Annotated in this window: 23 protein-coding genes and 1 riboswitch; of the genes, 9 read left to right on the plus strand and 14 right to left on the minus strand. The window is 71.2% G+C overall.

What is annotated here, in order from left to right:
• Window positions 1–25: 25 nt before the first annotated feature.
• The 5 genes from STRBO_RS0137515 to thrC all read right to left on the minus strand — a co-directional run bounded on the left by STRBO_RS0137515 (window position 26) and on the right by thrC (window position 5,819).
• Complete coding sequence (locus STRBO_RS0137515; protein WP_005486329.1) at window positions 26–1,147, minus strand: NADH:flavin oxidoreductase; 1,122 nt, start codon at window positions 1,145–1,147, stop codon at window positions 26–28.
• Between the two features lie 245 nt (window positions 1,148–1,392).
• A complete protein-coding gene (gene groL / locus STRBO_RS0137520) occupies window positions 1,393–3,021 on the minus strand; it encodes a chaperonin GroEL (RefSeq protein WP_005486332.1) in 1,629 nt (542 codons plus the stop codon).
• A gap of 440 nt (window positions 3,022–3,461) precedes the next feature.
• Window positions 3,462–3,668 (minus strand): cold-shock protein, encoded by a 207-nt coding sequence (locus STRBO_RS0137525; protein ID WP_005486335.1) that lies wholly within the window; start codon window positions 3,666–3,668, stop codon window positions 3,462–3,464.
• 462 nt (window positions 3,669–4,130) lie between these two features.
• The gene (locus STRBO_RS0137530; RefSeq protein ID WP_005486337.1) at window positions 4,131–4,406 is read right to left on the minus strand and encodes a MoaD/ThiS family protein; all 276 of its coding nucleotides are present in this window, start codon (window positions 4,404–4,406) and stop codon (window positions 4,131–4,133) included.
• A gap of 120 nt (window positions 4,407–4,526) precedes the next feature.
• Entirely contained in the window at window positions 4,527–5,819 is a 1,293-nt protein-coding gene (thrC, locus tag STRBO_RS0137535) for a threonine synthase (protein ID WP_020115707.1), read from the minus strand.
• 17 nt (window positions 5,820–5,836) lie between these two features.
• Window positions 5,837–5,983: riboswitch (SAM riboswitch) on the minus strand.
• Between the two features lie 131 nt (window positions 5,984–6,114).
• On the opposite strand from thrC, the gene STRBO_RS0137540 reads away from it, so the two are divergent.
• Together STRBO_RS0137540 and STRBO_RS0137545 are read left to right on the plus strand one after the other, a co-directional pair.
• Window positions 6,115–7,059, plus strand: a complete 945-nt coding sequence (locus STRBO_RS0137540; protein ID WP_005486340.1) for a glucosyl-3-phosphoglycerate synthase — start codon at window positions 6,115–6,117, stop codon at window positions 7,057–7,059.
• Between the two features lie 222 nt (window positions 7,060–7,281).
• On the plus strand, window positions 7,282–8,703 hold the full coding sequence (locus STRBO_RS0137545) for an alpha,alpha-trehalose-phosphate synthase (UDP-forming) (protein ID WP_005486341.1): 1,422 nt from the start codon (window positions 7,282–7,284) through the stop codon (window positions 8,701–8,703).
• Window positions 8,704–8,760: 57 nt separating this feature from the next.
• On the opposite strand, the gene otsB is transcribed toward STRBO_RS0137545, so the two are convergent.
• The 3 genes from otsB to STRBO_RS0137560 all read right to left on the minus strand — a co-directional run bounded on the left by otsB (window position 8,761) and on the right by STRBO_RS0137560 (window position 11,471).
• Window positions 8,761–9,621 carry a trehalose-phosphatase gene (gene otsB, locus STRBO_RS0137550; RefSeq protein WP_005486342.1) on the minus strand — a complete coding sequence of 287 codons (861 nt, stop codon included), beginning with the start codon at window positions 9,619–9,621 and terminating at the stop codon, window positions 8,761–8,763.
• Between the two features lie 17 nt (window positions 9,622–9,638).
• Complete coding sequence (locus STRBO_RS0137555; RefSeq protein WP_005486343.1) at window positions 9,639–9,866, minus strand: DUF3263 domain-containing protein; 228 nt, start codon at window positions 9,864–9,866, stop codon at window positions 9,639–9,641.
• Between the two features lie 303 nt (window positions 9,867–10,169).
• Entirely contained in the window at window positions 10,170–11,471 is a 1,302-nt protein-coding gene (locus STRBO_RS0137560; RefSeq protein ID WP_005486344.1) for an extracellular solute-binding protein, read from the minus strand.
• Window positions 11,472–11,640: 169 nt separating this feature from the next.
• On the opposite strand from STRBO_RS0137560, the gene STRBO_RS0137565 reads away from it, so the two are divergent.
• The 3 genes from STRBO_RS0137565 (at window position 11,641) to STRBO_RS0137575 (ending at window position 14,885) form a co-directional block, all read left to right on the plus strand.
• Window positions 11,641–12,621, plus strand: coding sequence for an ROK family protein (locus STRBO_RS0137565; protein ID WP_005486345.1), 981 nt, complete (start codon window positions 11,641–11,643; stop codon window positions 12,619–12,621).
• Window positions 12,621–13,862, plus strand: coding sequence for an N-acetylglucosamine-6-phosphate deacetylase (nagA, locus tag STRBO_RS0137570; RefSeq protein WP_005486346.1), 1,242 nt, complete (start codon window positions 12,621–12,623; stop codon window positions 13,860–13,862). The genes STRBO_RS0137565 and nagA overlap by 1 nt, the downstream gene beginning before the upstream one ends.
• Before the next feature lie 96 nt (window positions 13,863–13,958).
• Window positions 13,959–14,885 carry a 1-phosphofructokinase gene (locus tag STRBO_RS0137575; protein WP_005486347.1) on the plus strand — a complete coding sequence of 309 codons (927 nt, stop codon included), beginning with the start codon at window positions 13,959–13,961 and terminating at the stop codon, window positions 14,883–14,885.
• Window positions 14,886–14,895: 10 nt separating this feature from the next.
• Here STRBO_RS0137575 and STRBO_RS0137580 read toward each other — a convergent pair whose 3' ends face one another.
• Window positions 14,896–15,882 carry a carbohydrate-binding protein gene (locus STRBO_RS0137580; RefSeq protein ID WP_005486348.1) on the minus strand — a complete coding sequence of 329 codons (987 nt, stop codon included), beginning with the start codon at window positions 15,880–15,882 and terminating at the stop codon, window positions 14,896–14,898.
• Window positions 15,883–16,095: 213 nt separating this feature from the next.
• A complete protein-coding gene (gene cdgB, locus STRBO_RS0137585; RefSeq protein WP_005486349.1) occupies window positions 16,096–17,853 on the minus strand; it encodes a diguanylate cyclase CdgB in 1,758 nt (585 codons plus the stop codon).
• Between the two features lie 695 nt (window positions 17,854–18,548).
• On the opposite strand from cdgB, the gene STRBO_RS0137590 reads away from it, so the two are divergent.
• Window positions 18,549–19,061, plus strand: coding sequence for a flavin reductase family protein (locus STRBO_RS0137590; RefSeq protein ID WP_005486350.1), 513 nt, complete (start codon window positions 18,549–18,551; stop codon window positions 19,059–19,061).
• A gap of 89 nt (window positions 19,062–19,150) precedes the next feature.
• Here STRBO_RS0137590 and arfB read toward each other — a convergent pair whose 3' ends face one another.
• On the minus strand, window positions 19,151–19,579 hold the full coding sequence (gene arfB, locus STRBO_RS0137595) for an alternative ribosome rescue aminoacyl-tRNA hydrolase ArfB (RefSeq protein WP_005486351.1): 429 nt from the start codon (window positions 19,577–19,579) through the stop codon (window positions 19,151–19,153).
• Between the two features lie 190 nt (window positions 19,580–19,769).
• Between arfB and STRBO_RS0137600 the strand changes: the two genes are divergently transcribed.
• Window positions 19,770–20,345, plus strand: a complete 576-nt coding sequence (locus STRBO_RS0137600; protein ID WP_005486352.1) for a TerD family protein — start codon at window positions 19,770–19,772, stop codon at window positions 20,343–20,345.
• A gap of 212 nt (window positions 20,346–20,557) precedes the next feature.
• Here the strand turns inward: STRBO_RS0137600 and STRBO_RS0137605 are convergent, their stop codons facing one another.
• Complete coding sequence (locus STRBO_RS0137605; RefSeq protein WP_005486354.1) at window positions 20,558–21,229, minus strand: hypothetical protein; 672 nt, start codon at window positions 21,227–21,229, stop codon at window positions 20,558–20,560.
• 114 nt (window positions 21,230–21,343) lie between these two features.
• On the opposite strand from STRBO_RS0137605, the gene STRBO_RS0137610 reads away from it, so the two are divergent.
• The gene (locus STRBO_RS0137610; protein WP_005486356.1) at window positions 21,344–22,348 is read left to right on the plus strand and encodes a bifunctional GNAT family N-acetyltransferase/NUDIX hydrolase; all 1,005 of its coding nucleotides are present in this window, start codon (window positions 21,344–21,346) and stop codon (window positions 22,346–22,348) included.
• A gap of 6 nt (window positions 22,349–22,354) precedes the next feature.
• On the opposite strand, the gene STRBO_RS0137615 is transcribed toward STRBO_RS0137610, so the two are convergent.
• Window positions 22,355–23,860 carry a M1 family metallopeptidase gene (locus tag STRBO_RS0137615; protein WP_005486357.1) on the minus strand — a complete coding sequence of 502 codons (1,506 nt, stop codon included), beginning with the start codon at window positions 23,858–23,860 and terminating at the stop codon, window positions 22,355–22,357.
• Window positions 23,861–23,867: 7 nt separating this feature from the next.
• Between STRBO_RS0137615 and STRBO_RS0137620 the strand changes: the two genes are divergently transcribed.
• On the plus strand, window positions 23,868–24,368 hold the full coding sequence (locus STRBO_RS0137620) for a hypothetical protein (RefSeq protein ID WP_005486359.1): 501 nt from the start codon (window positions 23,868–23,870) through the stop codon (window positions 24,366–24,368).
• A 333-nt stretch (window positions 24,369–24,701) separates the two neighbouring features.
• Here STRBO_RS0137620 and STRBO_RS0137625 read toward each other — a convergent pair whose 3' ends face one another.
• Window positions 24,702–25,406 (minus strand): pentapeptide repeat-containing protein, encoded by a 705-nt coding sequence (locus STRBO_RS0137625; RefSeq protein WP_202500209.1) that lies wholly within the window; start codon window positions 25,404–25,406, stop codon window positions 24,702–24,704.
• Between the last annotated feature and the right edge of the window lie 4 nt (window positions 25,407–25,410).

Here is a 25,410-nt window from a genome sequence, read left to right on the forward strand (position 1 = left end):
CGCCTGCCGAAGGCCCCGGCGCGCCTCAGCTGAGCGACGTCAGCGCCGACGGCTGGAACGCCTTCAGTTCGTCGAAGCGGCCGTCGAGGACCTTCGCGGCCCACTCCGGGTCCTGGAGCAGCGCCCGGCCCACGGCGACGAGATCGAACTCGTCGGCCTCCAGGCTGTTCAGCAGGTCGTCGATACCCTTCGACGGCGCACTCTCGCCGGCGAACGCGGTGAGGAACTCGCCGTCCAGGCCGACCGAGCCGACCGTGATGGTGGGCTTGCCGGTGAGCTTCTTCGTCCAGCCCGCGAGGTTCAGCTCGGAACCGTCGAACTCCGCCTGCCAGTAACGGCGCGTGGACGCGTGGAAGGCGTCGACGCCGGCCGCGACGAGCGGGTTCAGCAGCGCCTCCAGCTCCTCGGGCGTCTGGGCGAGGCGGGCGTCGTACCCGTCCTGCTTCCACTGCGAGTAGCGGAAGATGACGGGGAAGTCGGCGGACACGGAGTCCCGCACGGCCGCCACGACCGCCGCCGCGAACTTCGTCCGGGCGACGAGGTCACCGCCGTAGGCGTCCGTACGACGGTTGGTGCGCTCCCAGAGGAACTGGTCGATCAGGTAGCCGTGGGCGCCGTGCAGCTCGACGCCGTCCATGCCGATGCGCTCGGCCTCGGCTGCGGACCTGGCGAAGGCCTCGATGACCTCGTCGATGTCGGCCTGCGTCATGGCCCGGCCGCCCTCGGCCTCGGTGCCGTCGACCCGCAGACCGGACGGGCCGAGGACCGGCGCCTCGGGGAAGAGCTGTCCCTGCTGCCGGACGGCCCCGATGTGCCACAGCTGCGGGACGATCGTGCCGCCCCCGGCATGCACCGCCTCCGCGACCTTCGCCCACCCCGCGAGCTGCTCCTCACCGGCGAACCTCGGCACGTTGTCCACGTCCCCGGCCGTCTCGTGCCCGACGTAGGTCCCCTCGGTCACGATCAGCCCGACCCCCGCGGTCGCCCGCCGCCCGTAGTACGCGGCCACGTCCGCCCCCGGCACACCACCGGGCGAGAACGTCCGCGTCATGGGCGCCATGACGATCCGGTTCGGGACGGTCAGGCCGTTGATCGTGACGGGCCGGGACAGGACCTCGGCGGCACGGGAGGTGGAGGCGGTGGTCACGTGGGGACTCCTCGGGACGTTCGGACGACATGGGTGGCGCGGGTGGCGCGGGTGATTCGAAGGTGGCATGGACACTGCACTACATGCGCATGCATATAGTCACTCCGCACAACCGCCCCGCCCGCCACCGCATTCCGTCGCCGCACCCCCGTCCGATGTGACCCCGGACACGCCCGAGGGCGGCACCCCCCGTTTCCAGGGAGTGCCGCCCTCGGTACCGCAGGACGGTGATCGACCGGGGTCGATCAGAAGTCCATGTCACCGCCCGGCATGCCGCCACCGGCGCCGGCGCCGGCACCGGCCTTCTCCGGCTTGTCGGCGATGACGGCCTCGGTGGTGAGGAACAGCGCGGCGATGGAGGCCGCGTTCTGCAGCGCGGAGCGCGTGACCTTCGCCGGGTCGATGATGCCCTCGGCGATCATGTCGACGTACTCACCGGTCGCGGCGTTCAGGCCGTGGCCGACGGGCAGGTTGCGCACCTTCTCGACGATGACACCGCCCTCAAGGCCGCCGTTGACGGCGATCTGCTTGAGCGGGGCCTCCAGGGCGAGCTTCACGGCGTTGGCGCCGGTCAGCTCGTCACCCTCCAGGTCCAGCTTCTCGAAGACCGAGGTGGCCTGGAGCAGGGCCACGCCACCACCGGCGACGATGCCCTCCTCGACGGCCGCCTTCGCGTTGCGAACGGCGTCCTCGATGCGGTGCTTGCGCTCCTTGAGCTCGACCTCGGTCGCGGCACCGGCCTTGATGACGGCCACGCCGCCCGCGAGCTTCGCCAGGCGCTCCTGGAGCTTCTCGCGGTCGTAGTCCGAGTCGCTGTTCTCGATCTCGGCGCGGATCTGGTTGACCCGGCCCTGGACCTGCTCCGAGGAGCCGGACCCGTCGACGATGGTGGTCTCGTCCTTGGTGATGACGACCTTGCGGGCACGGCCCAGGAGGTCGATGGAGGTGTTCTCGAGCTTGAGACCGACCTCCTCGGAGATGACCTCGCCACCGGTGAGGATGGCGATGTCGTTCAGCATCGCCTTGCGGCGGTCACCGAAGCCCGGGGCCTTGACGGCGACGGACTTGAAGGTGCCGCGGATCTTGTTGACGACCAGGGTCGACAGGGCCTCGCCCTCGACGTCCTCGGCGATGATCAGCAGCGGCTTGCCCGACTGCATGACCTTCTCCAGGAGCGGGAGCAGGTCCTTGACGTTCGCGATCTTGGAGTTCGCGATCAGGATGTACGGGTCGTCGAGGACGGCCTCCATACGCTCCATGTCGGTGGCGAAGTACGCCGAGATGTAGCCCTTGTCGAAGCGCATACCCTCGGTGAGCTCCAGCTCCAGACCGAAGGTCTGGGACTCCTCGACGGTGATGACGCCTTCCTTGCCGACCTTGTCCATCGCCTCGGCGATGAGCTCGCCGATCTGGGTGTCGGCGGCGGAGATGGAGGCCGTGGAAGCGATCTGCTCCTTGGTCTCGACATCCTTCGCCTGCTCCAGCAGGGCGCCGGAGACGGCCTCGACGGCCTTCTCGATGCCGCGCTTGAGGGCCATCGGGTTGGCGCCGGCGGCCACGTTGCGCAGACCCTCGCGCACCAGGGCCTGGGCCAGGACGGTCGCGGTCGTCGTGCCGTCACCGGCTACGTCGTCCGTCTTCTTCGCGACTTCCTTGACCAGCTCGGCGCCGATCTTCTCGTACGGGTCCTCGAGCTCGATCTCCTTGGCGATGGAAACACCATCGTTGGTGATCGTGGGGGCGCCCCACTTCTTCTCGAGGACGACGTTGCGGCCCTTGGGGCCGAGCGTCACCTTGACGGCGTCCGCGAGCTGGTTCATGCCGCGCTCGAGGCCGCGCCGTGCCTCCTCGTCGAACGCGATGATCTTGGCCATGTGAAGTGGTCCTCCCGGACAGGGGGTGGATTGCTCCGGACCGCGCTGGCGCCCGCGACGGACGGCCTGCCTGCCTCGTGGTTCCTTGCCCCACCCGGCTTGCGGGCCTCGCCGACCCGGTCCTCGTTGTCACTCTCACCTTCAGAGTGCTAACGCCAATGATTAGCACTCGGCATGCCCGAGTGCAAGGTGCGCCCTCGAAGCGGGCCCGTCGAGGGGTGGTGGTCGGGTCACGGGCGGGCGCGGGCGTCTCTCGGTGATCCGCAGGTGAGCGCGCCCTCGCGCCCCCGTGCACGACCCCCCGACGCGCGCCCCTCGGCGCGGCCCCGCCCGGACTCGTCGGCGCCCGCGCACACAAGAGGGCTCGCACCCCGAAAACGGGGTGCGAGCCCTCCTACGAAGAACGAAGAACGTCGCTGCGTTGAACCCGGCGCGTTACTTCAGCCGGCCGCGAGTCGGACCATGTCCGCCTGCGGCCCCTTCTGACCCTGCGAGATCTCGAACTCGACCCGCTGGCCCTCTTCCAGGGTGCGGTAGCCGTCCATCTGAATCGCGCTGTAGTGGACGAATACATCCGCACCACCGTCGACCGCGATGAAGCCGTACCCCTTCTCCGCGTTGAACCACTTGACGGTGCCCTGAGCCATGCCTAACTCCCCTATTACTGGCCCTTGCACAGATCCACACTTCGCGGATCCGGGTCAGACCTCACCCCCCAACGGTTGGGGGTGTGCGCCGGAACGCGTCGACCGCGGCCGAATGTATCTGTCCAACTGCCCTCTGCAACAGGTCAATCGGACGAGAATTCTGGACACGACCGGTCGGGAATGTACGAACAATTCGCCTGAATTCAGGGCAAGTCGGGCCCCACAAAAGGAGCGAAATACACAAAAGGCCTGCACACTTTGGCTACTTCATATAGGGCGTGCGGCGGAATCACATATGCATCCGGCAAGGAATCACTACGGTGATCGGACCGGGTTCCCCAACTCTACAGTGCTCAACCATAGAGAATTGCCCCCTCCGCTTCTCTCGCGGAGGGGGCAATTCGATGAACTCTCGGTAATCAAAGTTACCGACGGTTACTACCGGCGGGTACGGACCGGCGGTCAGCCACCGGCGACCGCGGGAATGATCGACACGCCCGCACCGTCCGGCGTCGCCGTCTCCAGCCCCTGCTCGAACCGGACATCGTCGTCATTCACGTACACATTCACGAACCGCCGCAGCTTGCCCTGATCATCGAGAACCCGGGCGGCGATCCCGTTGTGGTTCTTCTCCAGGTCGGCGATCACCTCGGCGAGGTTGGCCCCCTCGGCCTGGACCTCGGCCTGCCCACCGGTATAGGTGCGAAGGATGGTGGGGATGCGGACGTTGACGCTCATGACTTGTGACCTCCGGTCGGTGCAGAAGAGTTGGGGGCGCGGGGCTGTACCGGTTATGCGGCTGCCGCCGCGTGGGCCCGACCAGCCCCCACGGACCCGCGGACGAACGACTACCGGCCCTTACGCGAGACCGGCGTCTCGGAACGCATCGAGGCTGGGCCGGATGGTCGCGGTCAGGCCGGTCCCGGCCACCGCGTCCAGCGTCTTGAGACCGTCACCGGTGTTGAGCACGACCGTGGTCAGCGTCGGGTCGAGGACGCCGTCCTCGATCAGCTTCTTCGTGACGCCGACGGTCACCCCGCCGGCGGTCTCCGCGAAGATCCCCTCGGTCCGCGCCAGCAGCTTGATCGCCTCGACGATCTGCTCGTCCGTCACGTCCTCCACGGCCCCGCCGGTCCGCCGCGCGATGTCGAGCACGTAGGGACCGTCCGCCGGGTTGCCGATCGCGAGCGACTTGGCGATGGTGTTCGGCTTCTGCGGCCGCACTACGTCGTGGCCCGCCTTGTAGGCCACCGACACCGGCGAGCACCCCTCGGCCTGCGCACCGTAGATCTTGTACGGCTTGTCCTCGACGAGGCCGAGCTTGATCAGCTCCTGGAGGCCCTTGTCGATCTTCGTGAGCTGCGATCCGGAGGCGATCGGCACGACCAGCTGGTCCGGCAGCTTCCAGCCGAGCTGCTCGCAGATCTCGTACGCCAGGGTCTTGGAGCCCTCCGCGTAGTACGGCCGCAGGTTGACGTTCACGAAGCCCCAGCCCTCGCCGGCCGGGTCGCCGATCAGCTCGGAGCAGAAGCGGTTCACGTCGTCGTAGTTGCCCTCGATGCCGACCAGCTCGCCGCCGTAGACCGCGGCCATGACGACCTTGCCCTGCTCCAGGTCGTGCGGGATGAACACGCAGGACCGGAAACCGGCGCGGGCGGCGGCGGCGCCGACGGCACCGGCCAGGTTGCCCGTGGAGGAGCAGGAGAGGGTGGTGAAGCCGAAGGCACGGGCGGCTTCCAGCGCCTGGGCGACGACACGGTCCTTGAAGGAGTGCGTCGGGTTGCCGGAGTCGTCCTTGATGAACAGCTTGCCGGCGTCGACGCCGAGCGCGGCGGCCAGGTTGTCTGCCTTGACGAGCTGGGTCCAGCCGGGGTTGATGTTCGGCTTGGTCGCCACGTCGGCCGGGACGGGCAGCAGGGGCGCGTACCGCCAGATGTTCGCGGGGCCGGACTCGATCGTCTTCCGCAGCTCCTCCGTGTCGTACGCGGAGTAGTCGTACGCGATCTCCAGAGGCCCGAAACACTCCTCACAGGCGAAGACCGGTCCGAGCGGTACCCGGTGACCGCATTCCCGACAGCTCAGGGCGGCGGCGGGCCCGAGGTCTACTGTGGAGGTGGAATCGATGGTGCTTGCAACAGTCTGCGCAGCCATGGAGGCGAGGCCCTTTCTCCTCATCTTCCTCACGACGCACTTCGCCGTGAGACGGATTTGGCACCTTCCCGAGCCGGGAGCCTCACCACGACAACGTGGTCAGACCGGCTGGAGGGTTGCCGGGGCTTCATCGGGCCGTATCCCTCTGCCCCTCTGGATGAGCGGTATTTGGTTGTATACGCCGACGGGCACCGACATGCGATGGTCACCAGCGTTGTCCAAGACTGTAACCGAAGGCCAGGACAGTTGAGAGAGCCGTCCGAACCGCGAGATGAACGCAGAGGAGCCGCGCACTGTGCTGAAGGAAGTCGAGCGCTGGCTGAGTACCCGCTCCTGGTCCATGGCCGACCGCCCGCTCCACAGGATCATGGCCGCCAAACGCGCCTGCGGCCAGTCGGTCAGCGTGGTCCTGCCCGCGCTGAACGAGGAGGAGACCGTCGGCGACATCGTCGCGATCATCCGCCACGACCTCATGCGGCAGGTCCCGCTCGTCGACGAGATCGTGGTCGTCGACTCCGGCTCCACCGACCGGACGTCGCAGGTCGCGGCGGCGGCCGGCGCGCGGGTCGTCCACCGCGACGACATACTGCCCCGCGTCCCGACCGTGCCCGGCAAGGGCGAGGTCCTGTGGCGCTCCCTGCTCGTCACGAGCGGTGACATCGTCTGCTTCATCGACGCGGACCTCAGGGAGTTCTCGTCCGACTTCGTCTCCGGGATCGTCGGCCCGCTGCTGACGGACCCCGGTGTCGACCTCGTCAAGGCGATGTACGACCGCCCCCTGGGCTCCGCCGCCGGCCAGGGCGGCCGTGTGACGGAACTCATGGCCCGTCCCCTGCTCAACATGCACTGGCCCCAGCTGGCCGGCTTCGTCCAGCCCCTCGGCGGCGAGTACGCGGCCCGCCGCTCCCTCCTGGAACGGCTCCCGTTCCCCGTCGGCTACGGCGTGGAGCTGGGCATGCTGGTCGACGCGCTGCACCTGGTCGGCCTCGACGCCCTGTCCCAGGTCGACGTGGGCGTCCGCAAACACCGCCACCAGGACGGGCAGGCGCTGGGCCGCATGTCCGCGGCGATCTACCGCACGGCCCAGCTCCGACTGGCCCGCGGCCACCTGATACGTCCCGTCCTGACGCAGTTCGAGCGCGGACGGGAGGGGTTCGAGCCGCGGACGTACTCGGTGGACCTGGAGGAACGGCAGCCGATGGTGGAGATCGCGGAGTACGCGGAGCGGAAGGCGGCGTAATTTTTTTCGGGGCCGGGGGTGTCGGGTGCCGGGGGCCGGTCGCGCAGTTCCCCGCGCCCCTGAAAAGCAGGGGCTGGGCTGTTAGGGGCGCGGGGAACTGCGCGAGAAGCCCCACCGGACCCGCACCCGCCGACGCACCCGCACCCCCCACCCCCCGAGGCACTCCTGTATACGGCCGAACCGCACGTTTGACCGCCGAACCCCCGGGCTAGGTTGAGCCTTATGGCATCAACGCACGGCCCGGCCCACGTACTCGTCGCGTCCAACCGGGGACCCGTCACCTACACGCTGGACGAGAGGACCGACACGCTCGGCGCGAAGCGCGGCGGCGGCGGTCTCGTCTCGGGCCTCTCCGCGATCGACCCGTCCTCCGGCGCCGTCTGGGTGTGCTCCGCCCTGGGCGACGGCGACCGCGAGGCCGTACGACGCGGCATCGCCGAACCGGGCGTGCGCATGCTCGACATCCCCGCCGACGTGCACCACGACGCGTACAACGGCGTCGCCAACTCCACGCTGTGGTTCGTGCACCACATGCTCTACCAGACCCCGCTGGAACCGGCCTTCGACGCGGAGTTCCGGCGGCAGTGGGCGGCGTACGAGACGTACAACCGCGCCTTCGCCGAGGCGCTCGCCGACGAGGCGGCGGAGGGCGCGGCCGTCCTGGTGCAGGACTACCACCTGGTCCTGGTCCCCCGCATGCTGCGCGAACTCCGCCCCGACCTGCGCATCGGCCACTTCTCGCACACCCCGTGGGCGCCCGTCGACTACTTCCGGATGCTCCCCGACGACATCGCCGCGCAGGTGCTCGACGGCATCCTCGGCGCCGACCGCGCCGCGTTCCTCACCCGGCGGTGGGCGGACGCGTTCACCGCGTGCTGTCACGCCGTCCTCGGCCCCGACGCCGCGTCCGGCACGAGGATCGGCGTGCACGGCCTGGGCGCCGACGCCGACTTCCTGCGGACCCGTGCCCACCAGGCGGACGTCGACGAACGCATCGTCACGCTGCGGGAGCAGATCGGCACGGCCCCCGACGGCACCCCGCGCCGCACGATCGTCCGCGTCGACCGCACCGAGCTGTCGAAGAACATCGTGCGCGGCCTGCACGCCTACCGGCAGCTCCTCGACGACCGGCCGACCTGGCGCGAGCGCGTCGTGCACGTCGCCTTCGCGTACCCGTCGCGGCAGGACCTCGCGGTGTACCGGGACTACATGGCCGAGGTCCAGCGGGTCGCGGACGACATCAACGAGCGGTACGGGACACCGGACTGGACCCCGGTCCTCCTCCACCTCAAGGACGACTTCGCACGCTCCCTCGCCGCGTACCGTCTCGCGGACGTGGCCCTGGTGAACCCCATCCGCGACGGCATGAACCTCGTCGCCAAGGAGGTGCCGGTGATCTCCGAGGAGGGGTGCGTGCTGGTGCTGTCGCGGGAGGCCGGGGCGTACGAGGAGCTGGGGGACGACGCCGTGGTGGTGAACCCGTACGACGTGGTGGGTACGGCGGCCGCGCTGGACGAGGCGTTGAACCTGCCGGCGGCCGAGCGGGCGGAGCGGGGCAAGCGGCTGGTCGCGGCGGCCACCGCGCTGCCGCCCACGCAGTGGTTCCTGGACCAGCTGAGGGCGCTGGAGGAGGCCCCCCGGTAGCGCCGGGAGGCGTGGCGGGGCATCGACGGGAGGCCGGGCCCTCTCCTCGTCGCCTCGCTATACGTGCTCGGCGATGCCCGCCAGGAGGCGGACGACCCCCTCCGGGCCGTTCACCACCAGGTCGGCCCGCTCCGACAGTTCGGTGACCTCCGCGCTGCCGCTGCAGACCAGGAGGCCGGGCGTGCCCTCGGTGCGGAGTTTCTCGACGGCGGCGAAGGCGGGGAGGTCGCCCAGGTCGTCGCCGGCGTAGAGGACGGATCCGGCGCCGGTCCGCGTGAGGTGGTCGCGGAGGGCCACGCCCTTGTCCATGCCCGGGGGCCGCAGTTCGAGGACCATGCGGCCGGGTTCGACGATGAGGCCGTGGCGGGCGGCGAGGTCGGTGAGCGGGGCGCGCAGCGCGTCGAAGGCGGCCTGGGGGTCGACGGCGCGGCGGGTGTGGACGGCGACCGCCCGCCCCTTCTCCTCGATCCAGGTCCCCTGCCACGCGCCGACGCCGTCCAGGAAGCCGGGCAGCTCCGCGCGGACCGCCGCGACACCGGGGTGCGGGGCGGGGGCGCTGACCGTGCCGGTGACGGCGTCCCAGCGTTCGGCGCCGTAGTGGCCGAGGACGACGAGGCGTTCCAGCCCGGGGACACCGGCGAAGCCGCCGTGGCGGACGGCGACGGCCGCCGGGCGGCCGGTCACCACGGCCACGGAGGCGACCTTGGGGGCGAGGGCGGCGAGGGCGGCGACCGCGTCGGGGTGGGCGCGGGCCTGCTCGGGGTCGGGGACGATCGGGGCGAGCGTGCCGTCGAAGTCGAGGGCGATCACCGTGCCGCCCGGGCGGTCGAGGATCGCGTCCAGCGCGTCCCGCCCGGCCGGGGTCACGGGTGTCGGCAAGGTGGCCTTGGGGTTGTCTGTGTCCTTGTGGCTGCCCATGGCGTCGACCCTATCCGTCATCGCTCGGCCCGGCGTCCCTCCCGGACCCTTCGCAGCCGGTTGACGGTGACCGGGTCGTGGGCGAGGGCGCGGGGGTCGTCGAGCAGGGCGTTGAGCAGCTGGTAGTACCGCACCGGCGCCAGCCCGAGCCGCTCCCGGATGACCCGCTCCTTGGCCCCCGGCCCCTCCCACCCTTGCCGCTCCACGGCGAGGATCGCCTGCTCCCGGGTGCCCAGCTCGTCCATGGCTCGACGGTAACGGACGGGTGTGACATCACGCGGGGGCACGTGGTCACGTGGTGGGGGCGGCGCGAGGGGCGAGGTGCGTGCTCGGGTGCGGGTGAGGTGCGCGGTCGGGTGCGGGTGAGTGAGGGCTGGTCGCGCAGTTCCCCGCGCCCCTGAAAAGCAGGGCCTGCGGCCCGTGCTTTTCGGCCCGCAGGGGCCGTGTCTCTCAGGGGCGCGGGGAACTGCGCGAGAAGCCCCACCGAACCGCACCCGCCGACGCACCCGCACCCGCCCCCCATGTCGCGCCCCCGCCCCCCGGCCGCCCTACTCCTCCCGGTCAGCGACAGTGGCCGTCTGCTGCAGCTCACCGAGCACGGTCGCCGGCTTCGCGTCAGACCGCACCGCCCGCCCGATCTGCTCCTTCAGCGCCGCACTGACATCCGCCCAGGACGTCTTGCCGACCGGATACAGCTCCGCGCTGGGCAGTGCTTCGAGGAAGGGCCTGAGATCCGCGTCGCCCTTGTCCCCCGCCATCTCCTCGGACGCGGACGCGGTCACCGGCAGCAGGTCGTACTCCCGGGAGAAGTCGAGCACGTTCTCGTCGCTGTAGACGAAGTCGAGGAAGTCACCGATCTCGTCCTCGTGCCCGTTCTGCTTGAAGGCCATCATCCAGTCGGCGACCCCCATGGTCGCGTGCTTGCGCGCGTCACGCCCCGGCATGGCGGCCGTCCCGTACTCGACCCCCTCGTCGGCGGCCATCTTCATCAGGCTGGGGTGCCCGTTGAGCATGCCGACCTCTCCGCGCGCGAACGCCGCGAACGCGTCGGCGCGGTTGAGTTCGGCGGGGGCGACGGGCCCGGTGAGGCCCTTGTCGACGAGCTCGTCCTTGAGCCAGGTGAAGGTCCGGACGTTGTCGTCGGAGTCGATCCGGTAGGTGCCGACGTTGTCGGTGTAGCCGCCCCCGCCGCTGAGCAGCCACTGCATGGTCTCGGCCTGCGCCTCCTCGGACCCGAGCGGCAGCGCGTACGGGGTGCCGACCCCGGCCCCCTTGAGCGCCTCGGCATCGGCGGCCAGCTCGTTCCAGCTGCGCGGGGCGCGGTCGATGCCCGCCTCGGCGAAGAGCTTCTTGTTGTAGAAGAGGACGCGGGTGGACGCGGCGAACGGCATCCCGTACGCGACCCGCTTCACCTTGCCCGCGTCGGCGAGCTGGGGGAGGAAGCCGGCCTGGACGGGGATGGAGAGCAGGTCGTCGACCTCGTAGAGCCGGCCGGCCGAGGCGTAGTCCGCGTAGGTGCCGGCCTGCGCGAGATCGGGGGCCTCGTCGGCGGCGACCATCTCCTTGATCTTGCGGTCGACGTCGTTCCAGGAGTAGACGCTGACGTCGATCCTGACGCCCGGAGTCTTCTTCTCGTACGCCTTCACGACCGCGTCCCAGTACTTCTGGGAGCTGTTCGCCTTGGAGTCGCCGTAGTCGGCGGCGACCAGTCTCAGCGTGACGCCGGGGCCCTCGGCCTCCGAGGCGCCGCAGCCCGCGAGCGTCGCCATCAGTCCCAGTGCGGACGCCGCCGCTATGCCGCTGTTCCTGACCCCGGCGTTCGTCCGCCGCTGCCGCTGTCGCACTCCCACTGCCCCAACCTGTCGCACGAGCCCCGCGCACAACAGCCTGAATCACAGGCCCCGCGTTCAAGGCCGTTGATCTCTCAACTTCCCAAACCTTCCATAAGGTCTACACCACAAGGTCTACACCACGTAAGTGGACTAGACCTCTCGCGGGTCAAAGGGCCACACTGTTCCCGTGAGACATGTCATCGCCCTCGATGTGGGCGGCACCGGGATGAAGGCCGCACTGGTCGGGGCCGGCCCCGCACCCGGCGCACCCCCCGTGCTGCTGCACCAGACCCGGCGCGCCACCGGACGCGAGCGCGGGGCGGAGGCGGTCGTCACCTCGATCCTCGACCTCGCCGCCGAACTGCGCGCGTACGGCGAGCGGCACTTCGGCGAGCCCCCGGCCGCCGCCGGGGTCGCCGTACCCGGCATCGTCGACTCCGGCCGGGGCATCGCCGTCTACGCCGCCAACCTCGGCTGGCGCGACGTCCCGTTGCGCGCGCTCCTCGCCGAACGCCTCGACGGCGTCCCGGTCGCCCTCGGCCACGACGTGCGCACCGGCGGGCTCGCGGAGGGGCGCGTGGGCGCGGGCCGGGGCGCGGACCGCTTCCTCTTCGTGGCGCTCGGCACCGGCATCGCCGGCGCGATCGGCGTCGACGGCCGGGTGGAGGCGGGCGCCCACGGCTTCGCGGGCGAGATCGGCCACATCGTCGTACGGCCCGGGGGCCTCCCGTGCCCCTGCGGTCAGCGCGGCTGTCTGGAACGGTTCGCCTCCGCGGCGGCCGTCAGCGAGGCCTGGGCGGAGGCCGCCGGCGACCCCGGCGCCGACGCCGCGGACTGTGCCAAGGCCGTCGAGTCGGGCGATCCGCGCGCCGCCGCCGTCTGGCAGCACGCCGTCGACGCCCTCGCCGACGGCCTCGTCACCGCCCTCACCCTGCTCGACCCCCGCACCCTCATCGTCGGCGGCGGCCTGGCGGAGGCCGGCGACACCCTCTTCGCCCCGCTGCGCACCGCCGTAGAACACCGGGTCACCTTCCAGAAGGTGCCCGCCATCGTCCCGGCCGCCCTGGGAGACACCGCGGGCTGCCTCGGCGCCGGCCTCATGGCCTGGGACCTCCTCACCCCCACGACCCCCACGGCTCCCAAGGCCCCTTCGGAGGTAACCACCTGATGGCCCCCGCACTTTCCGACACCGGGTCCGACAGCGCTCCTTCAGGGGCGCGGGGAACCGCGCGAGCGACCACGAGCAACCCGCGGCCTCGGCACACAGCACAGCCCTACGTCCTCGAAGGCGCCAACATCGTCCTCCCCACCGGCACGGTGAAGAACGGCCGTCTCACCATCGACGGCACCAAGATCTCCGACAACCCCCCGGAGAACGCCCACACCCTCCTGGTCCACGACCACTGGCTGGTCCCCGGTTTCGTCGACCTCCACAACCACGGCGGCGGCGGCGCCTCCTTCACCTCCGGCGCCGTCGAGGAGGTCCTCCAGGGCATCCGCACCCACCGCCTCCACGGCACCACCACCCTCGTCGCCTCCACGGTCACCGGTGACATGGACGGCCTCGCCCACCGCGCCGGCCTCCTCTCCGAACTCGCCGAGCAGGGCGACATCGCCGGCATCCACTTCGAGGGCCCGTTCATCTCCCCGTGCCGCAAGGGCGCCCACGCGGAGGCCCTCCTGCGCGACCCCGACCCCGCCGAGGTCCGCAAGCTGATCGACGCGGCACGCGGACGGGCGAGCATGGTCACGCTGGCGACCGAACTCCCCGGCGGCCTCGACTCCGTACGACTCCTCGCCGAACTCGGCGTCCTCGCGGCGATCGGGCACACGGACGCCACCTACGAGCAGACGGTCCAGGCCATCGACGCGGGCGCGACCGTGGCGACCCACCTGTTCAACGCGATGCCCCCGCTCGGCCACCGCGAGCCCGGCCCGATCGCCGCGCTCCTGGAGGACGAACGGATCACCGTCGAGCTGATCAACGACGGTACGCATCTGCACCCCGCCTCCCTGCAACTGGCGTTCCGTCACGCGGGCGCCGGGCGGGTCGCGTTCATCACCGACGCCATGGACGCCGCCGGCTTCGGCGACGGCCGCTACATGCTCGGCCCGCTGGAGGTCGAGGTCGCGGACGGGGTGGCCCGTCTGGTGGAGGGCGGCTCGATCGCGGGGTCCACCCTCACCCAGGACCGCGCCCTCAAACGCGCCGTCACCGTCGACCGCCTCCCGATCGAGGACGCCGTCGCCGCCCTCTCCGCCAACCCGGCCCGCCTCCTCGGCCTCCACGACCGCATCGGCTCCCTCGACCCGGGCAAGGACGCCGACCTGGTCCTCCTCGACGCGGACTTCGACGTCAAGGGCGTCCTGCGCAAGGGCGAGTGGGTGGTGAACCCGTTCGGCGACTGACCCGGACACCGTGACGTCCGGGCGGTCTGGGCCGACCGCCGCTCATTTGGCATGATCGAGCCTCCGCGCAGTCGAGGCTCAAGGGGGTGAGCCCAGGTGATCCTCACGGTCACACTGAACACCGCTCTCGACATCACCTATCGCGTACGGGACCTCAGGCCCCACGCCACGCACCGGGTGACGGACGTGACCGAACGCCCCGGCGGCAAGGGGCTGAACGTGGCCCGCGTCCTCGCGGCACTCGGCCACGAGGTGACGGTCACCGGCTTCGCAGGCGGCGCGACCGGCCGCGCCCTGCGGGACCGGCTCACGCACACACCGGGTGTGGTGGACGCGCTGCTCCCGGCGGAGGGCGCGACCCGCCGGACGGTCGCCGTGGCCGACGCGAGCGGTGACACGACCCAGCTCAACGAACCGGGCCCGCTCATCACACCCGCCGAATGGTCCGCCTTCCAGGAGGCGTACGCCCATCTGCTGCGCTCCGCCTCGGCGGTGGCCCTGTGCGGCAGCCTGCCGCCGGGGGTGCCGGTGGGCGCGTACGCGGGTCTGGTGCGTACCGCCCGCACGCTGTCCGTCCCGGTGCTGCTGGACACCAGCGGCGAGCCGCTGCGGCGCGGGGTGGCCGCCCGCCCCGACCTGGTGAAGCCGAACGCCGACGAACTGGCCGAACTGACCGGCTCCCACGAGCCGTCCCGCGCGACCCGTGACGCCCGCCGCCGAGGCGCCCAGGCGGTCGTGGCCTCCCTCGGCCCCGAGGGCGTCCTCGCCCACACTCCCGAAGGCACCTGGCGCGCCGCCCCGCCCCGCCGCTTCCGCGGCAACCCGACCGGCGCGGGCGACTCGGCGGTCGCGGGCCTGCTCTCCGGCCTGACCGACCGCCTCCCCTGGCCCGCCCGCCTGGCCCGAGCCGTGGCCCTGTCGGCGGCGACCGTACTGACCCCGGTGGCGGGCGAGTTCGACCGTCAGGCGTACGAGGAATTGGTGGGGCAGGTGACGGTGACGGAGGAGGTCACGGCGGCGTGAGCGGAGGCGCTCAGTTTCCGCCGTCCTCGTCCTTGCCGGTCAGGTACAGCTGGTCGATGTTGACGTCACAGGAGTTGCCCTCTTCGCACGAGATCTTGATCTCGTTGGTGCCCTTGTTGAGCTGGACGGCCGACCAGCTGTACGTCCAGCCCTTCTCGTAGTCGCCCTCCGGGGCATTCGAGAAGTTCTTGAGGTTGAGCGGGCGGCTCTGGGCCTTGCCGTTGACCGTGAGCGTGGCGTTGGCGTCCTTGCCGGGTACGCCGTAGACGACGTACAGCCGGTAGGAATCGGCCTTCGGGACGTCCTCCGCCTTCCACGTCACCGACGAACCCACCGAGTTGAAGTTCCCGACGTAGAAGCCCCCGTCCGACTTGGCGCCGGGGACGTCGGACGCGATGGCCGCGTTGCCGCCGAGGAGGAGGGTCTTGGCCTCGGCCTTGGGGAGTTCCTGGGCTTCCGCCTTCTTCGACTTGCTGGCCGACGGGCTGGGGTCGGCGCTCTCCCCGGTGGTCGGGGTCGTCGAGGCACCGGCGTCGTTGTTGGACGCGTCCTCGCCGTCGTCGCCGAGCATGGCGATGCCGATGCCGATCACGACCGCCGCCACGACGGCGATCGCGCCGATGAGGAGGCCCTTGGTGTTGGGGCCGCGGCCCCGGCCGCCGCCGCCGACTCCGTGGCTCTGCTGCCGGGTCGTCGGCGCGCCGCCGGAGAAGCTCTCGGGGGCCTGGTAGTGCGCGTTCGGCCGGCCGGCGCCCGCCTGCTGCTGGCCGTACCCCTGCTGCGGGACCTGCCCGTACTGCGCGGTGGCGGCCTGCGGAGCCTGCTGGGTCTGCTGCCCGTACTGGCGTTCACCGACCGGCCGCGCCCGGTTGACCGCGTTGGGGTAGCCGTAGCTCGCGCTGGGCGGCTGGGCTCCTCGGGCCTGTCCGTCCTCGTAGAGGTAGCCGAACGGGTCGTCGTCCTCGGGCGTGCTCGCGCCGTTGTTGCCGGGCGTCATCCCTAGGTCTCCTCAGCGGTGCGGTACTTACACGTACGGGTGGCGGGTTATTGCTCGGGGGTGCAGGAGAGCGAGCCTACCCGCTCGTGGTGACCCAAACGGGTGACTCGGACCTCATCACCCGGCCCACCCACCGGACACCCGCCGACTTCCTGCCACCGCACGCCTCTGACCTGCGGATATCGTCCCATGTTTCCAGCGTCACTCCGGACGCTATCCGGCCCGCCTGTGCTGCCTGGGACGAGATCGTTTCTCGACGTACATCCGCTCGTCAGCTGATTTCAACACCTCGTCCGCCGTCATTCCGCAATGGGCCCATCCGATACCGAAACTGGCGCCTACGCGCATTGCGCGGCCGTCGACCCGAATCGGCTGAATGATCTCGTTGCGCAGGCGTACGGCGAGGTCCTGGGCGTCCGCGCGACCGAGGCCGTCGGCGAGGACGACGAACTCGTCGCCGCCGAGCCGGGCCACCGTGTCACCGTCGCGCACACCCCGGCTGAGCCGCCGGGCGACCTCGATGAGGACGGCGTCGCCCGAGTTGTGCCCGAACCGGTCGTTGATCGACTTGAACCCGTCGAGGTCGCAGAAGAGCACCGCGAGCCCCTTGGTCCCGTCGTCCCGCTCGTCCTCGGGCGCGACGGTGTGCACATGGTGGTCGAAGGCGTCGAACGGTTCACCGGTCCGGTTGAAACCGAAGGCGTGCCCGCTGTGCCCCGCGGCCTCGTAGTCGTCGAAGGACGGGTGCGGCAGCCGCGCCGCGTGCTCGCCGTGCTCCCCGAACTCGCCGTGCCCGGCGCCGACCTCTCCCTGCTCCCCGAAGGGCCCGAAGGCCGCGTTCATCGAGTCGGCCGCCGCGCCGGCCGGGAGCGACTGGGGGCGCGGGCAGAGACGCGCGGCCAGGCGCGAGCGCAGCTCGGCCGAGTTCGGCAGGCCGGTGAGGGCGTCGTGCGAGGCCCGGTGCGCGAGCTGCAGCTCACGCCGCTTGCGCTCCTCTATGTCCTCGACGTGGGTGAGCAGGAAACGGGGCCCGTCGGCGGCGTCCGCGACCACGCTGTTGCGCAGCGACACCCAGACGTACGTCCCGTCGCGCCGCCCGAGCCGCAGCTCCGCGCGCCCGCCCTCGGCGGAGGTCCGCAGGAGGGTGCCTATGTCCTCGGGGTGGACGAGGTCGGAGAAGGAGTAGCGCCGCATCGCGGAGGCGGGCCGCCCGAGCAGCCGGCACAGCGCGTCGTTGGTCCGCAGGATCCGGCCGTGCTGGTCGCCGCCCATCTCGGCGATGGCCATGCCGGAGGGGGCGTACTCGAAGGCCTGCCGGAAGGACTCCTCGCTGGCGCGCAGCGCCTGCTGCTCCCTTTCGAGCCTGACCAGCGCACGCTGCATGTTGGCGCGCAGGCGAGCGTTGCTGATCGCGATGGCGGCCTGGAATGCGTACATCTGGAGCGCTTCGCGTCCCCATGCGCCCGGTCGCCGGCCGTTGCGCGGCCGGTCCACGGACACGACACCGAGCAGTTCGCCGCAGGAGGCGCCACCGGCGCCCGGGGTGTACATCGGGGCGAAGAGGCGGTCCGAGGGATGCCACTCGTCCTCGAACCGGGGGGCGGGGCCGTCGGTGTACCACTGCGGTACGTCGTCCTCGTCGAGCACCCAGCCCTCGGTGTGGGGTATGAACCGCAGGTCGCCCCAGGCCTCGCCCATGGTCAGCCGTCGCTCCCAGGATTCGCGGGAGCCGACGCGGCCGGTGATCAGGGCCTCGGCGGCGCTGTTCCCGGCGAGGGCGGCGACGACCAGGTCGCCGTCGGGGCGGACGAGGTTCACGCAGGCCAGTTCGTAGCCCAGGCCGTTGACCACGCCGTCGGCGACGGTCTGCAGCGTGTCGGCCAGGCTGCGCGCGGTGTTCATGTCCGCCATCACCTGGTGCAACTGCCGCAGCGTCGTCAGACGGACGTAGGGCTCCGAATCGGTTTCCATTCGCCCTCCCCCCGAGATCTCGTGGCAGCTCCAGGCTCCAGGTAACCTGCTTAACTCGCGGGCTTACTACCGCTTACAGTTCCCGCTTACAGCTTGCAGCGTCCCCGCCACTGAATCACAGCGCGAAGCCCACTCGGTACACAGGGTCAACAAAATATGGCTCCTGTGACTCAAGTCACAACAGAACATGAGCAATTGAGTGGAGTTTATGCGTTTCTCTCGTGCGTTTTTTGAACAGAATTCAGAACTCTGTGTAGGCGCTGCGCGCGGGGCTGACCGGCGCGGATGGCCGACAGCCGGGCCCACCAGGGCTCCTGGCATGAGCCCGTCAGTGACACCGTGGAGCGCCGCCGCCTGACGGCGGACGAGTCGGAGCGGGACAAAAGCGATCCCGACCGGACGCGAAGCCACATGGAGGACGTCCGCGAGGGCGAGGACCTTACTTGTGGACGGCCGGGGCCCCGGAGGCCTTGCACAGGCCCTTGGAAGGCCTGTGGCCCGTGGAAGGTCTGTGGCCCCTGCAAGGCCTGTGGAAGGCTTATGGGGCCCTAGGTCGCAGGTCCGGGGGCGGATCGGGCGGGGGCCCGATGTGGTGGGCGTGGGCCGGGAGCTAGCGTGCTGGCGTGCCGAAGAACTCGCTGTCAGCCCCTCCCCCGGCTTCGCCCGGCTTTCCCCCCTCGGTACATGCTGAGGGGGTGAGCGAAGACGAATTCCGTGCCGCGATGTCCCGGCTGGCGGCCGGTGTGGTCCTGGTCACCGCGCACGAGGCGGCGCTGGACCCGGAGGGACCGCGCGGCGAGGACGTCGGGATGACGGCCACCTCCTTCATGTCCGTGTCCCTGGACCCGCCCCTCGTCATGGTCAGCCTCCGCGAGGGCTCCCGGATGGACGACCTCCTCGCCGAGCAGCCGCTGTGGGCGGTCTCCGTCCTGTCCGAGCACCAGCGCACCGCCGCGGCCCGCTTCGCCATGAAGAACCGCGTGAGCGACCGCCTCCTCTTCGCGGACCTCGCACACACCAGGGGCGGAATCACCGGCGCGCCCCTGATCGACGGCGCCCTCGCCACCCTGGAGTGCCGCACCGAGCAGCGGGTGACCGCCGGCGACCACACCCTGGTCATCGGCCGGGTCCTCGCCTCGACGGCGGCAGGCGCGAACGCGGGCCCGCTCAGCTACTTCCGGGGCCGCTACCGGCAACTGGCCCCGTAGGACGCGCCGTGCGGACCGGCGGGGCGCGGCAGGGCACGCGCGTGGGAACCGGGCCCGGGAACCGGGCGCGGGAACCGTGGGCGAGGGCCTCAGCCCCAGTCCCGCCCCTGCCGCCCCCGTTTGGTGTCGGACCGCTGCTTCTTCTCTCGCAGCCGCCGTTCGTTGATGCCACGCGGAATACGGGTCGCCCGGCGCGGCTTGGGCGGCGGCGCGGTCGCCTCGGCGAGCAGCGCGGCCAGACGGACGGCGGCGGTCTCGCGGTTGCGCCACTGGGAGCGGTGCTCGGAGGCCCGGACGCTGATGACGCCGTCGACGAGCCGCCCCGCGAGCCGCTCCAGCGCCCGCGCCTTCCACACTTCGGGCAGTGCCTCGGTGTTCGCCAGGTCGAACCGCAGCTCGACCTGGGAGTCACTGGTGTTGACGTGCTGCCCGCCGGGACCGGAGGAGCGGGAGAAACGCCACTGGAGCTCGGCCTCGGGAAGCGAGACGGAGCCACGGATGACGTGAGGACCGGACATGCCCCCATGGTCGCGCGGATGTCCGGTCCACGTCACGCCCTTTTCACCACGCCCGGGAAGCATGAGTAAAGAAAGTAAAAACCGCAGGAACCTCTGGCGCCCCTCCCGACGTTCATAGGGGTACAGGTAGCTTCGTCCCCGGCACGAAGCCCCGTAAGGCACGTACGCAACGAGGGAAGGACTCCCAACCATGGCTGTAAGCCTGTCCAAGGGTGGCAACGTCTCGCTCACCAAGGAGGCTCCGGGCCTGACCGCCGTCACCGTGGGCCTGGGCTGGGACGTCCGCACCACCACCGGCACGGACTTCGACCTCGACGCCTCCGCGATCGCGGTCAACCCGCAGGGCAAGGTCTATTCGGACGGTCACTTCGTCTTCTTCAACAACAAGCAGACCCCGGACCAGACCATCGTCCACACCGGCGACAACCGCACGGGCGAGGGCGCGGGCGACGACGAGGCGATCAACGTCAACCTGGCGGGTCTCCCCGCCGACGTCGACAAGATCGTCTTCCCGGTCTCCATCTACGACGCCGAGAACCGCTCGCAGAACTTCGGCCAGGTCCGCAACGCCTACATCCGCATCGTCAACCAGGCCGGCGGCGCCGAGATCGCCCGCTACGACCTCTCCGAGGACGCGGCCACCGAGACGGCGATGGTCTTCGGCGAGCTGTACCGCAACGGCGCCGAGTGGAAGTTCCGCGCCGTCGGTCAGGGTTACGCCTCGGGCCTCGTCGGCATCGCCCAGGACTTCGGCGTCAACGTCTGACGTCTCCTGACGGCCCGACGGCTCGGCCCCGTGGCCTCGGCCCCAGGGCTCGGACCGACGGCCTCACGGCTCGGCCCGACGTCCGGAAGGGGCATCGCCGCCCCGCCGCACGCACTGCCGAAGGCCCCGCCGCGACCCTCAGCGTCGCAGCGGGGCCTTCGGCCGTCCCGGGCGCGCGCGACCCCCCGCCGCGAGTCCCGCTCACCCTCAGCTCACACCCGCCAGTCGGCGGAGTACTGGATGTGCAGTGAGGCGGGCACGCCCCGTCGGTTCCACGGGCGCGACCAGGGCCCCGCGCCCAGTTCCACGCAGTAGTGCTGGGCGGGCGGATGCCGGTGCGGGAACGACGGGGCCTCGTCGACGAGCCCCCGCAGGAGGGTGCCGTGCTCGCGGGAGGCGGTGGGGCTGCCCACGACGAAGAGCGTGTGCGCGGCCAGGTCGAAGGCGAGATGGTCGCGGTAGGAGCGGTAGTGCCGCCGTTCGTGGCGGATGGCGTCCTCCTCCGGGACGTCCCGCTCCGGCGTGCCCGTCGTCTGCGGCCTGCCCGCGTCGAGCCGTGCGCGCACCCGCTTCCACGAGGCGGTCGGAAACCCCAGCCTGTGGTGGAGCAGAACCAGGTCCAGCGAGACGGGTTCACCGTCACCGGCCGTGACGCCGTCGGGAGCGGGTTGGGCGCGGATCGGCAGATGGACCAGCGAACGGGCGGACCGGGCGGCCAGCGCCCACAGGGCGACCAGCTGTTCCGCGCCGGCCCGGTCGGCGTACATCGACAGCCAGTGACCGTCGTCGCGCAACACCAGCCGTGCCGGTGACGGGACCGGCCGGATCACCCGGAACTCGTCGCCGCCCAGCCGGGCCCTGTGCACCCGCACCCGCTGCTCCACGCGCCCCCTCACCTCTCCACTCTTCACGGCCTCCGCACGTCGGGGAGAACTGTAGGTCCGGTCGGACCGCTCGGTCCCGAGCCGTTGTCGGACCCCGTCGATAGCGTGCGGGCCATGCTGCTCACACCCCTGCGCACCGCCGAGGACGGAACCGTCCCCGGCCCCCTCCTCACCGAACTCACCGCCCTGTACGCCGCCCACCGCGACTTCTACGCCCTGAGCGGTGACTTCCCGGACGCGAACGACATCCGGCCCGAACAGGTGGCCGCGGCACTGGCGGTGGAGCTGGCCGACCCGGAGGCGGAGATCCTGCTCGCGCGCGACGCCGGAGAGGACGGCGAGACCGGGCGGAGCGGCGAGGGGCGGCTCGTCGGGGTCGCCATCACCCTCGCCCGTCATCCCGATCCGGCCGACCCCGACCCGTGGATCGGGCTCCTGCTCGTCGACCCCACCGCTCAACGGCGGGGATACGGCAGCCAGTTGGCGAGCCTCGTCGAGGAACGGTTCCGGCGGGCCGGGCGCACCGCCGTACGGTTGGCGGTACTCGACAACAACCCCAGGGGCCTCGCGTTCTGGACGGCCCTCGGCTACGAGGTCGTGGAGCACCGCCCGGACCGGCAACTGGGGCGCCCCTGCGCCGTGTTGCGCAAGACGCTGCGTACGGCACGGCAGGCCGCGCGGGTCGCCGTACTCGACCCGGACGGTGCGGTCTTCCTGTTCGAGTACCACAACGAGGAGGTGGGCTCGCACTGGGCCCTGCCCGGTGGCGGTCTGGAGGCCGGTGAGACACCGCGCGAGGGCGCCCTGCGGGAACTGCGCGAGGAGACGGGCTGGACGGACGTGGAGCCGGACGCCTTCCTCCACACCTGGACCCATGACTTCACCCGCGCCGGCGTCCCCGTCCGCCAGCACGACCACCTGTACGTGGCACGGGCCCCGCGCCGCGAGCCGGTCGGCGGCCCCCTCGCCGGCGCGCGCGCCGAGGAGGGCATCCTGAGCTGGCGCTGGTGGACCCGCCAGGAACTCACCGAGGCGAGCGGGGCGGTGTGGCCGCCCCGACTGCCCCGGCTGCTCACGGAGTTCGAGGAGTCGGAGCGGCCGCCACGACGAGGGGACTGACTCCCCTCAGGCCCGGGGCGGTCTGCCCTCCCCGTACAGCCAGTCCTTCCAGACCGGGCTCAGGTCCGCGTCCGGAGCCGCCTTTCCGGCGTACTTCTCCACGTACGCCGTGAAGTCGGCCGTGTCCGCGTTGCCGTGGCGGTGGGCGGTCGCCCAGCCCCGGATGAGCGCGAAGAAGGCGTCGTCGCCGACGGCCTTACGGATCTTGTGCAGCACCATGGCCCCGCGCTCGTACACCGGGCTGTCGGAGATACGGGCGGCGCTCGGCGGCTTCGCGGGCGGGAAGTCCCAGACCGCCTCGCTCTCGTCGGCGTCCTGGAAGTACTCGCCCTCGTACAGCGCGTCGAAGGACTCCTGGGCGGTGTCTCCGCCGTGGTCCTCCTCCCACAGCCACTCGGCGTAGGTGGCGAAGCCCTCGTTGAGCCACATGTCCCGCCAGCTTCTCGGGGTCACGGAGTCGCCGTACCACTGGTGGGCCAGCTCGTGGACGAGGAGCGGGAGGCCGGGCGCGCCGGGGAAGACCGGGCGGTTCTGGGTCTCCAGCGCGTACGCCACGTCCTGCGGCCGGTCGACGATCGCACCGGTCGAGGAGAAGGGGTACGGGCCGAAGATCCCCTCCGCCCAGTCGATGACCTCGGGGATCCGGTCCAGGACCGCACGGCTGTCCTCGGCCTGGGTGGGATCGACGGCGACGTACACCGGAAGCCGGCCCGCGCCCCGGTCCGCTCCCCCGCCCGCTTCGACCGTCGAGCGCCTGATCTCGAACCGGCCGATCGCGATCGTGGCCAGATAGCTCGCCATCGGCTCGGCGACGCGCCAGGTGTACGTCGTACGGCCGCCCTCGCCGGACTCGCTCGTCAACTCCCCGTTGGAGACGGCCCGCAGGCCCTCGGGCACGGTGACCGTGATGTCGTAGGCCGCCTTGTCGGAGGGGTGGTGGTTGCCGGGGAACCAGGTCATCGAGCCCGCCGGTTCGCCGAGGGCGAGGACGCCGTCGGCGGTCGGCAGCCAGCCCTCCCGGGAGCCGTCCGGGTCGGTGATCGTCTCCGGGGTGCCCGAGTACCGCACCCTCGTACGGAACGTCTCCCCCGCGCGGAGCCCGCCCCCGGGGGTGACCGTCAGCTCCTGCCCCGCCCGCTTCCAGCGTGCCGCCGCGCCCTCGACGGCGACCGACTCGACGTCCATACCCGACAGGTCGAGGTTGAACGAGCCGAGGTCCCGGGTCGCCCTGGCGGTGATGACGGCGGTGCCGCGCAGGCGGCCGCCGGACCCGGCCTCGGACGGGGCTGTGTACCCGAGGGTGAGGGCGTAGTGCGTGACGTCGTAGCCGCCGTTGCCGAGCTGCGGGAAGTACGGGTCGCGCAGGCCCGCGGCTCCCTTGCCGGCCACGGCCTCGCCACCGCCCTCGGCGCACGACGTGAGCGTGAGCGCGAGCGCGACGGTGAGCAGGGCGGCCGGGACAACCGGGGCGGATCGGGACACGTCGGCGATCCTATGAGGACATGACACCATCGCCTACGTGCTCGACATCGGCTACGCCCTCTCCAACCGCTTCCCCGACCCGCCGCAGACGGACTACCGCCGCGCCGACGTGTACGCGCTGCGGCACGACCTGTTCTGCGGGGACGTCTACCTCGCCGACACGAAGGCGGACCGGGAGCTGTCCACAGCCTGGGGATGGGTGCCGGTGCTGGACTTCGCGTGGGCGCTGTGCGACATCGTGGAGCGGCTCGACCAGGACCCGGCCGGGTCCCGCGCCTCCCGGCCCCAGCGCGCGGAACTCGACTTCACCGAGTCCACCGACCGCATGCTCTTCGAGCGGCGCTTCGGCTGGGTGGACGTCGAGGCGGACTGGATGCGGGCCGAGGACCCCCCGCTGACCTTCTCCCACTCCGAACTCCGCCGCGAGGCCCGCGACTTCCTGCACGACGTGATCGCCGACCTCTGCGACCTCCACGAAACGCTGGCCGAGAACCCGGCGATCTGGACCCTCCAGTCCCGCTTCCCGAGGATGCCGTAGGGGGCCTGCCCCGTTCGCCCGCGGGCCCGGTGGGGGCTGATCGCGCAGTTCCCCGCGCCCCTGAAAGACACGGGCCCTGCGGGCCTGAAGGCCATGGCCCCGCGCCCCTGAAAGCCCAGGCCTTGCGGGCCTGAAATCCAAGGCCCCGCGGGCCCGAAAGGCAACGGCCCCGCGGGCCTGAAGGGCAGTGGGCGCAGCCCCTGCTTTTCAGGGGCGCGGGGAACTGCGCGAGAACCCCCACCGGACCCGCGGACGGGGGTCGAAGGGGCGCAGCCCCTCAGGACGGGACGGGTAGGGGCGGCGGGGGCGAGACACACCCCGGCACCCCAGAGGTCACCCCTCCACCCGAATCCCCATCTCCCCCGCCAACACCGGCGCCAGATCCATCAACTGCGCCGCACTGATCACGGCCCCGGACAACCGCTCCACCCCCCGCACGATCTCCACCGACGCGGCCCCCCGCAGATCCACATCCACGAAGCTCACCCCGGTCAGATCCACCCCCTTCAACGCACACCCCGCGAACGAGACCCGCTCCAACCGCGCACCCCCGAAATCCGGCTCGACCAGCACACAGTCCTCGAACACCACGTCCCGAAGCCGAGCCTCCCGCAGATTCAGGTAGTCGATCTTCCCCCCGCGCACCAGCACCCGCTCCAGCACGCCGCCGTGCAACTGCACCCCACCGAGCCGCGCGTCAACCAGCTCCACATCCCGCAGCGTCGCCCCGGCCAGATTCGTCCCCACCCCCCGTATCCCGGTGAGGACGGAATCGAGCACCCGAGCCCGCTGCAACCGCGTCTCGTCCAGCGCGCACCCCGTCAGCGCACAGTCCATGAACCGCGCACCCCCGCCGTCCTGCCCGACGAAGTCCAGCTCCCGGAACTCCAGCCCGTCATAGTCCCCGTCGGGCTCCAGCTCTCCGCCCCCGAACACCTCCAGCACCGGCAACCGCACCTCCGGCCGCCGCGCCGCCTTCACCACCGACCTCGCCCGCACCATGCCCCCATCGTGCACCCCACCACTGACAATCCACATGACC

Source organism: Streptomyces bottropensis ATCC 25435, assembly GCF_000383595.1.
Lineage (GTDB): Bacteria > Actinomycetota > Actinomycetes > Streptomycetales > Streptomycetaceae > Streptomyces > Streptomyces bottropensis.

Excerpts from the sequence above, each read along its gene's own strand:
- groL (WP_005486332.1), bottom strand. The coding sequence starts at position 3,021 with ATGGCCAAGATCATCGCGTTCGACGAGGAGGCACGGCGCGGCCTCGAG.
- STRBO_RS0137525 (WP_005486335.1), bottom strand. The coding sequence starts at position 3,668 with ATGGCTCAGGGCACCGTCAAGTGGTTCAACGCGGAGAAGGGGTACGGC.
- STRBO_RS0137530 (WP_005486337.1), bottom strand. The coding sequence starts at position 4,406 with ATGAGCGTCAACGTCCGCATCCCCACCATCCTTCGCACCTATACCGGT.
- thrC (WP_020115707.1), bottom strand. The coding sequence starts at position 5,819 with ATGGCTGCGCAGACTGTTGCAAGCACCATCGATTCCACCTCCACAGTA.
- STRBO_RS0137545 (WP_005486341.1), top strand. The coding sequence starts at position 7,282 with ATGGCATCAACGCACGGCCCGGCCCACGTACTCGTCGCGTCCAACCGG.
- otsB (WP_005486342.1), bottom strand. The coding sequence starts at position 9,621 with ATGGGCAGCCACAAGGACACAGACAACCCCAAGGCCACCTTGCCGACA.
- STRBO_RS0137555 (WP_005486343.1), bottom strand. The coding sequence starts at position 9,866 with ATGGACGAGCTGGGCACCCGGGAGCAGGCGATCCTCGCCGTGGAGCGG.
- nagA (WP_005486346.1), top strand. The coding sequence starts at position 12,621 with ATGGCCCCCGCACTTTCCGACACCGGGTCCGACAGCGCTCCTTCAGGG.
- STRBO_RS0137580 (WP_005486348.1), bottom strand. The coding sequence starts at position 15,882 with ATGACGCCCGGCAACAACGGCGCGAGCACGCCCGAGGACGACGACCCG.
- cdgB (WP_005486349.1), bottom strand. The coding sequence starts at position 17,853 with ATGGAAACCGATTCGGAGCCCTACGTCCGTCTGACGACGCTGCGGCAG.
- arfB (WP_005486351.1), bottom strand. The coding sequence starts at position 19,579 with ATGTCCGGTCCTCACGTCATCCGTGGCTCCGTCTCGCTTCCCGAGGCC.
- STRBO_RS0137600 (WP_005486352.1), top strand. The coding sequence starts at position 19,770 with ATGGCTGTAAGCCTGTCCAAGGGTGGCAACGTCTCGCTCACCAAGGAG.
- STRBO_RS0137610 (WP_005486356.1), top strand. The coding sequence starts at position 21,344 with ATGCTGCTCACACCCCTGCGCACCGCCGAGGACGGAACCGTCCCCGGC.
- STRBO_RS0137615 (WP_005486357.1), bottom strand. The coding sequence starts at position 23,860 with ATGGTGTCATGTCCTCATAGGATCGCCGACGTGTCCCGATCCGCCCCG.
- STRBO_RS0137625 (WP_202500209.1), bottom strand. The coding sequence starts at position 25,406 with ATGTGGATTGTCAGTGGTGGGGTGCACGATGGGGGCATGGTGCGGGCG.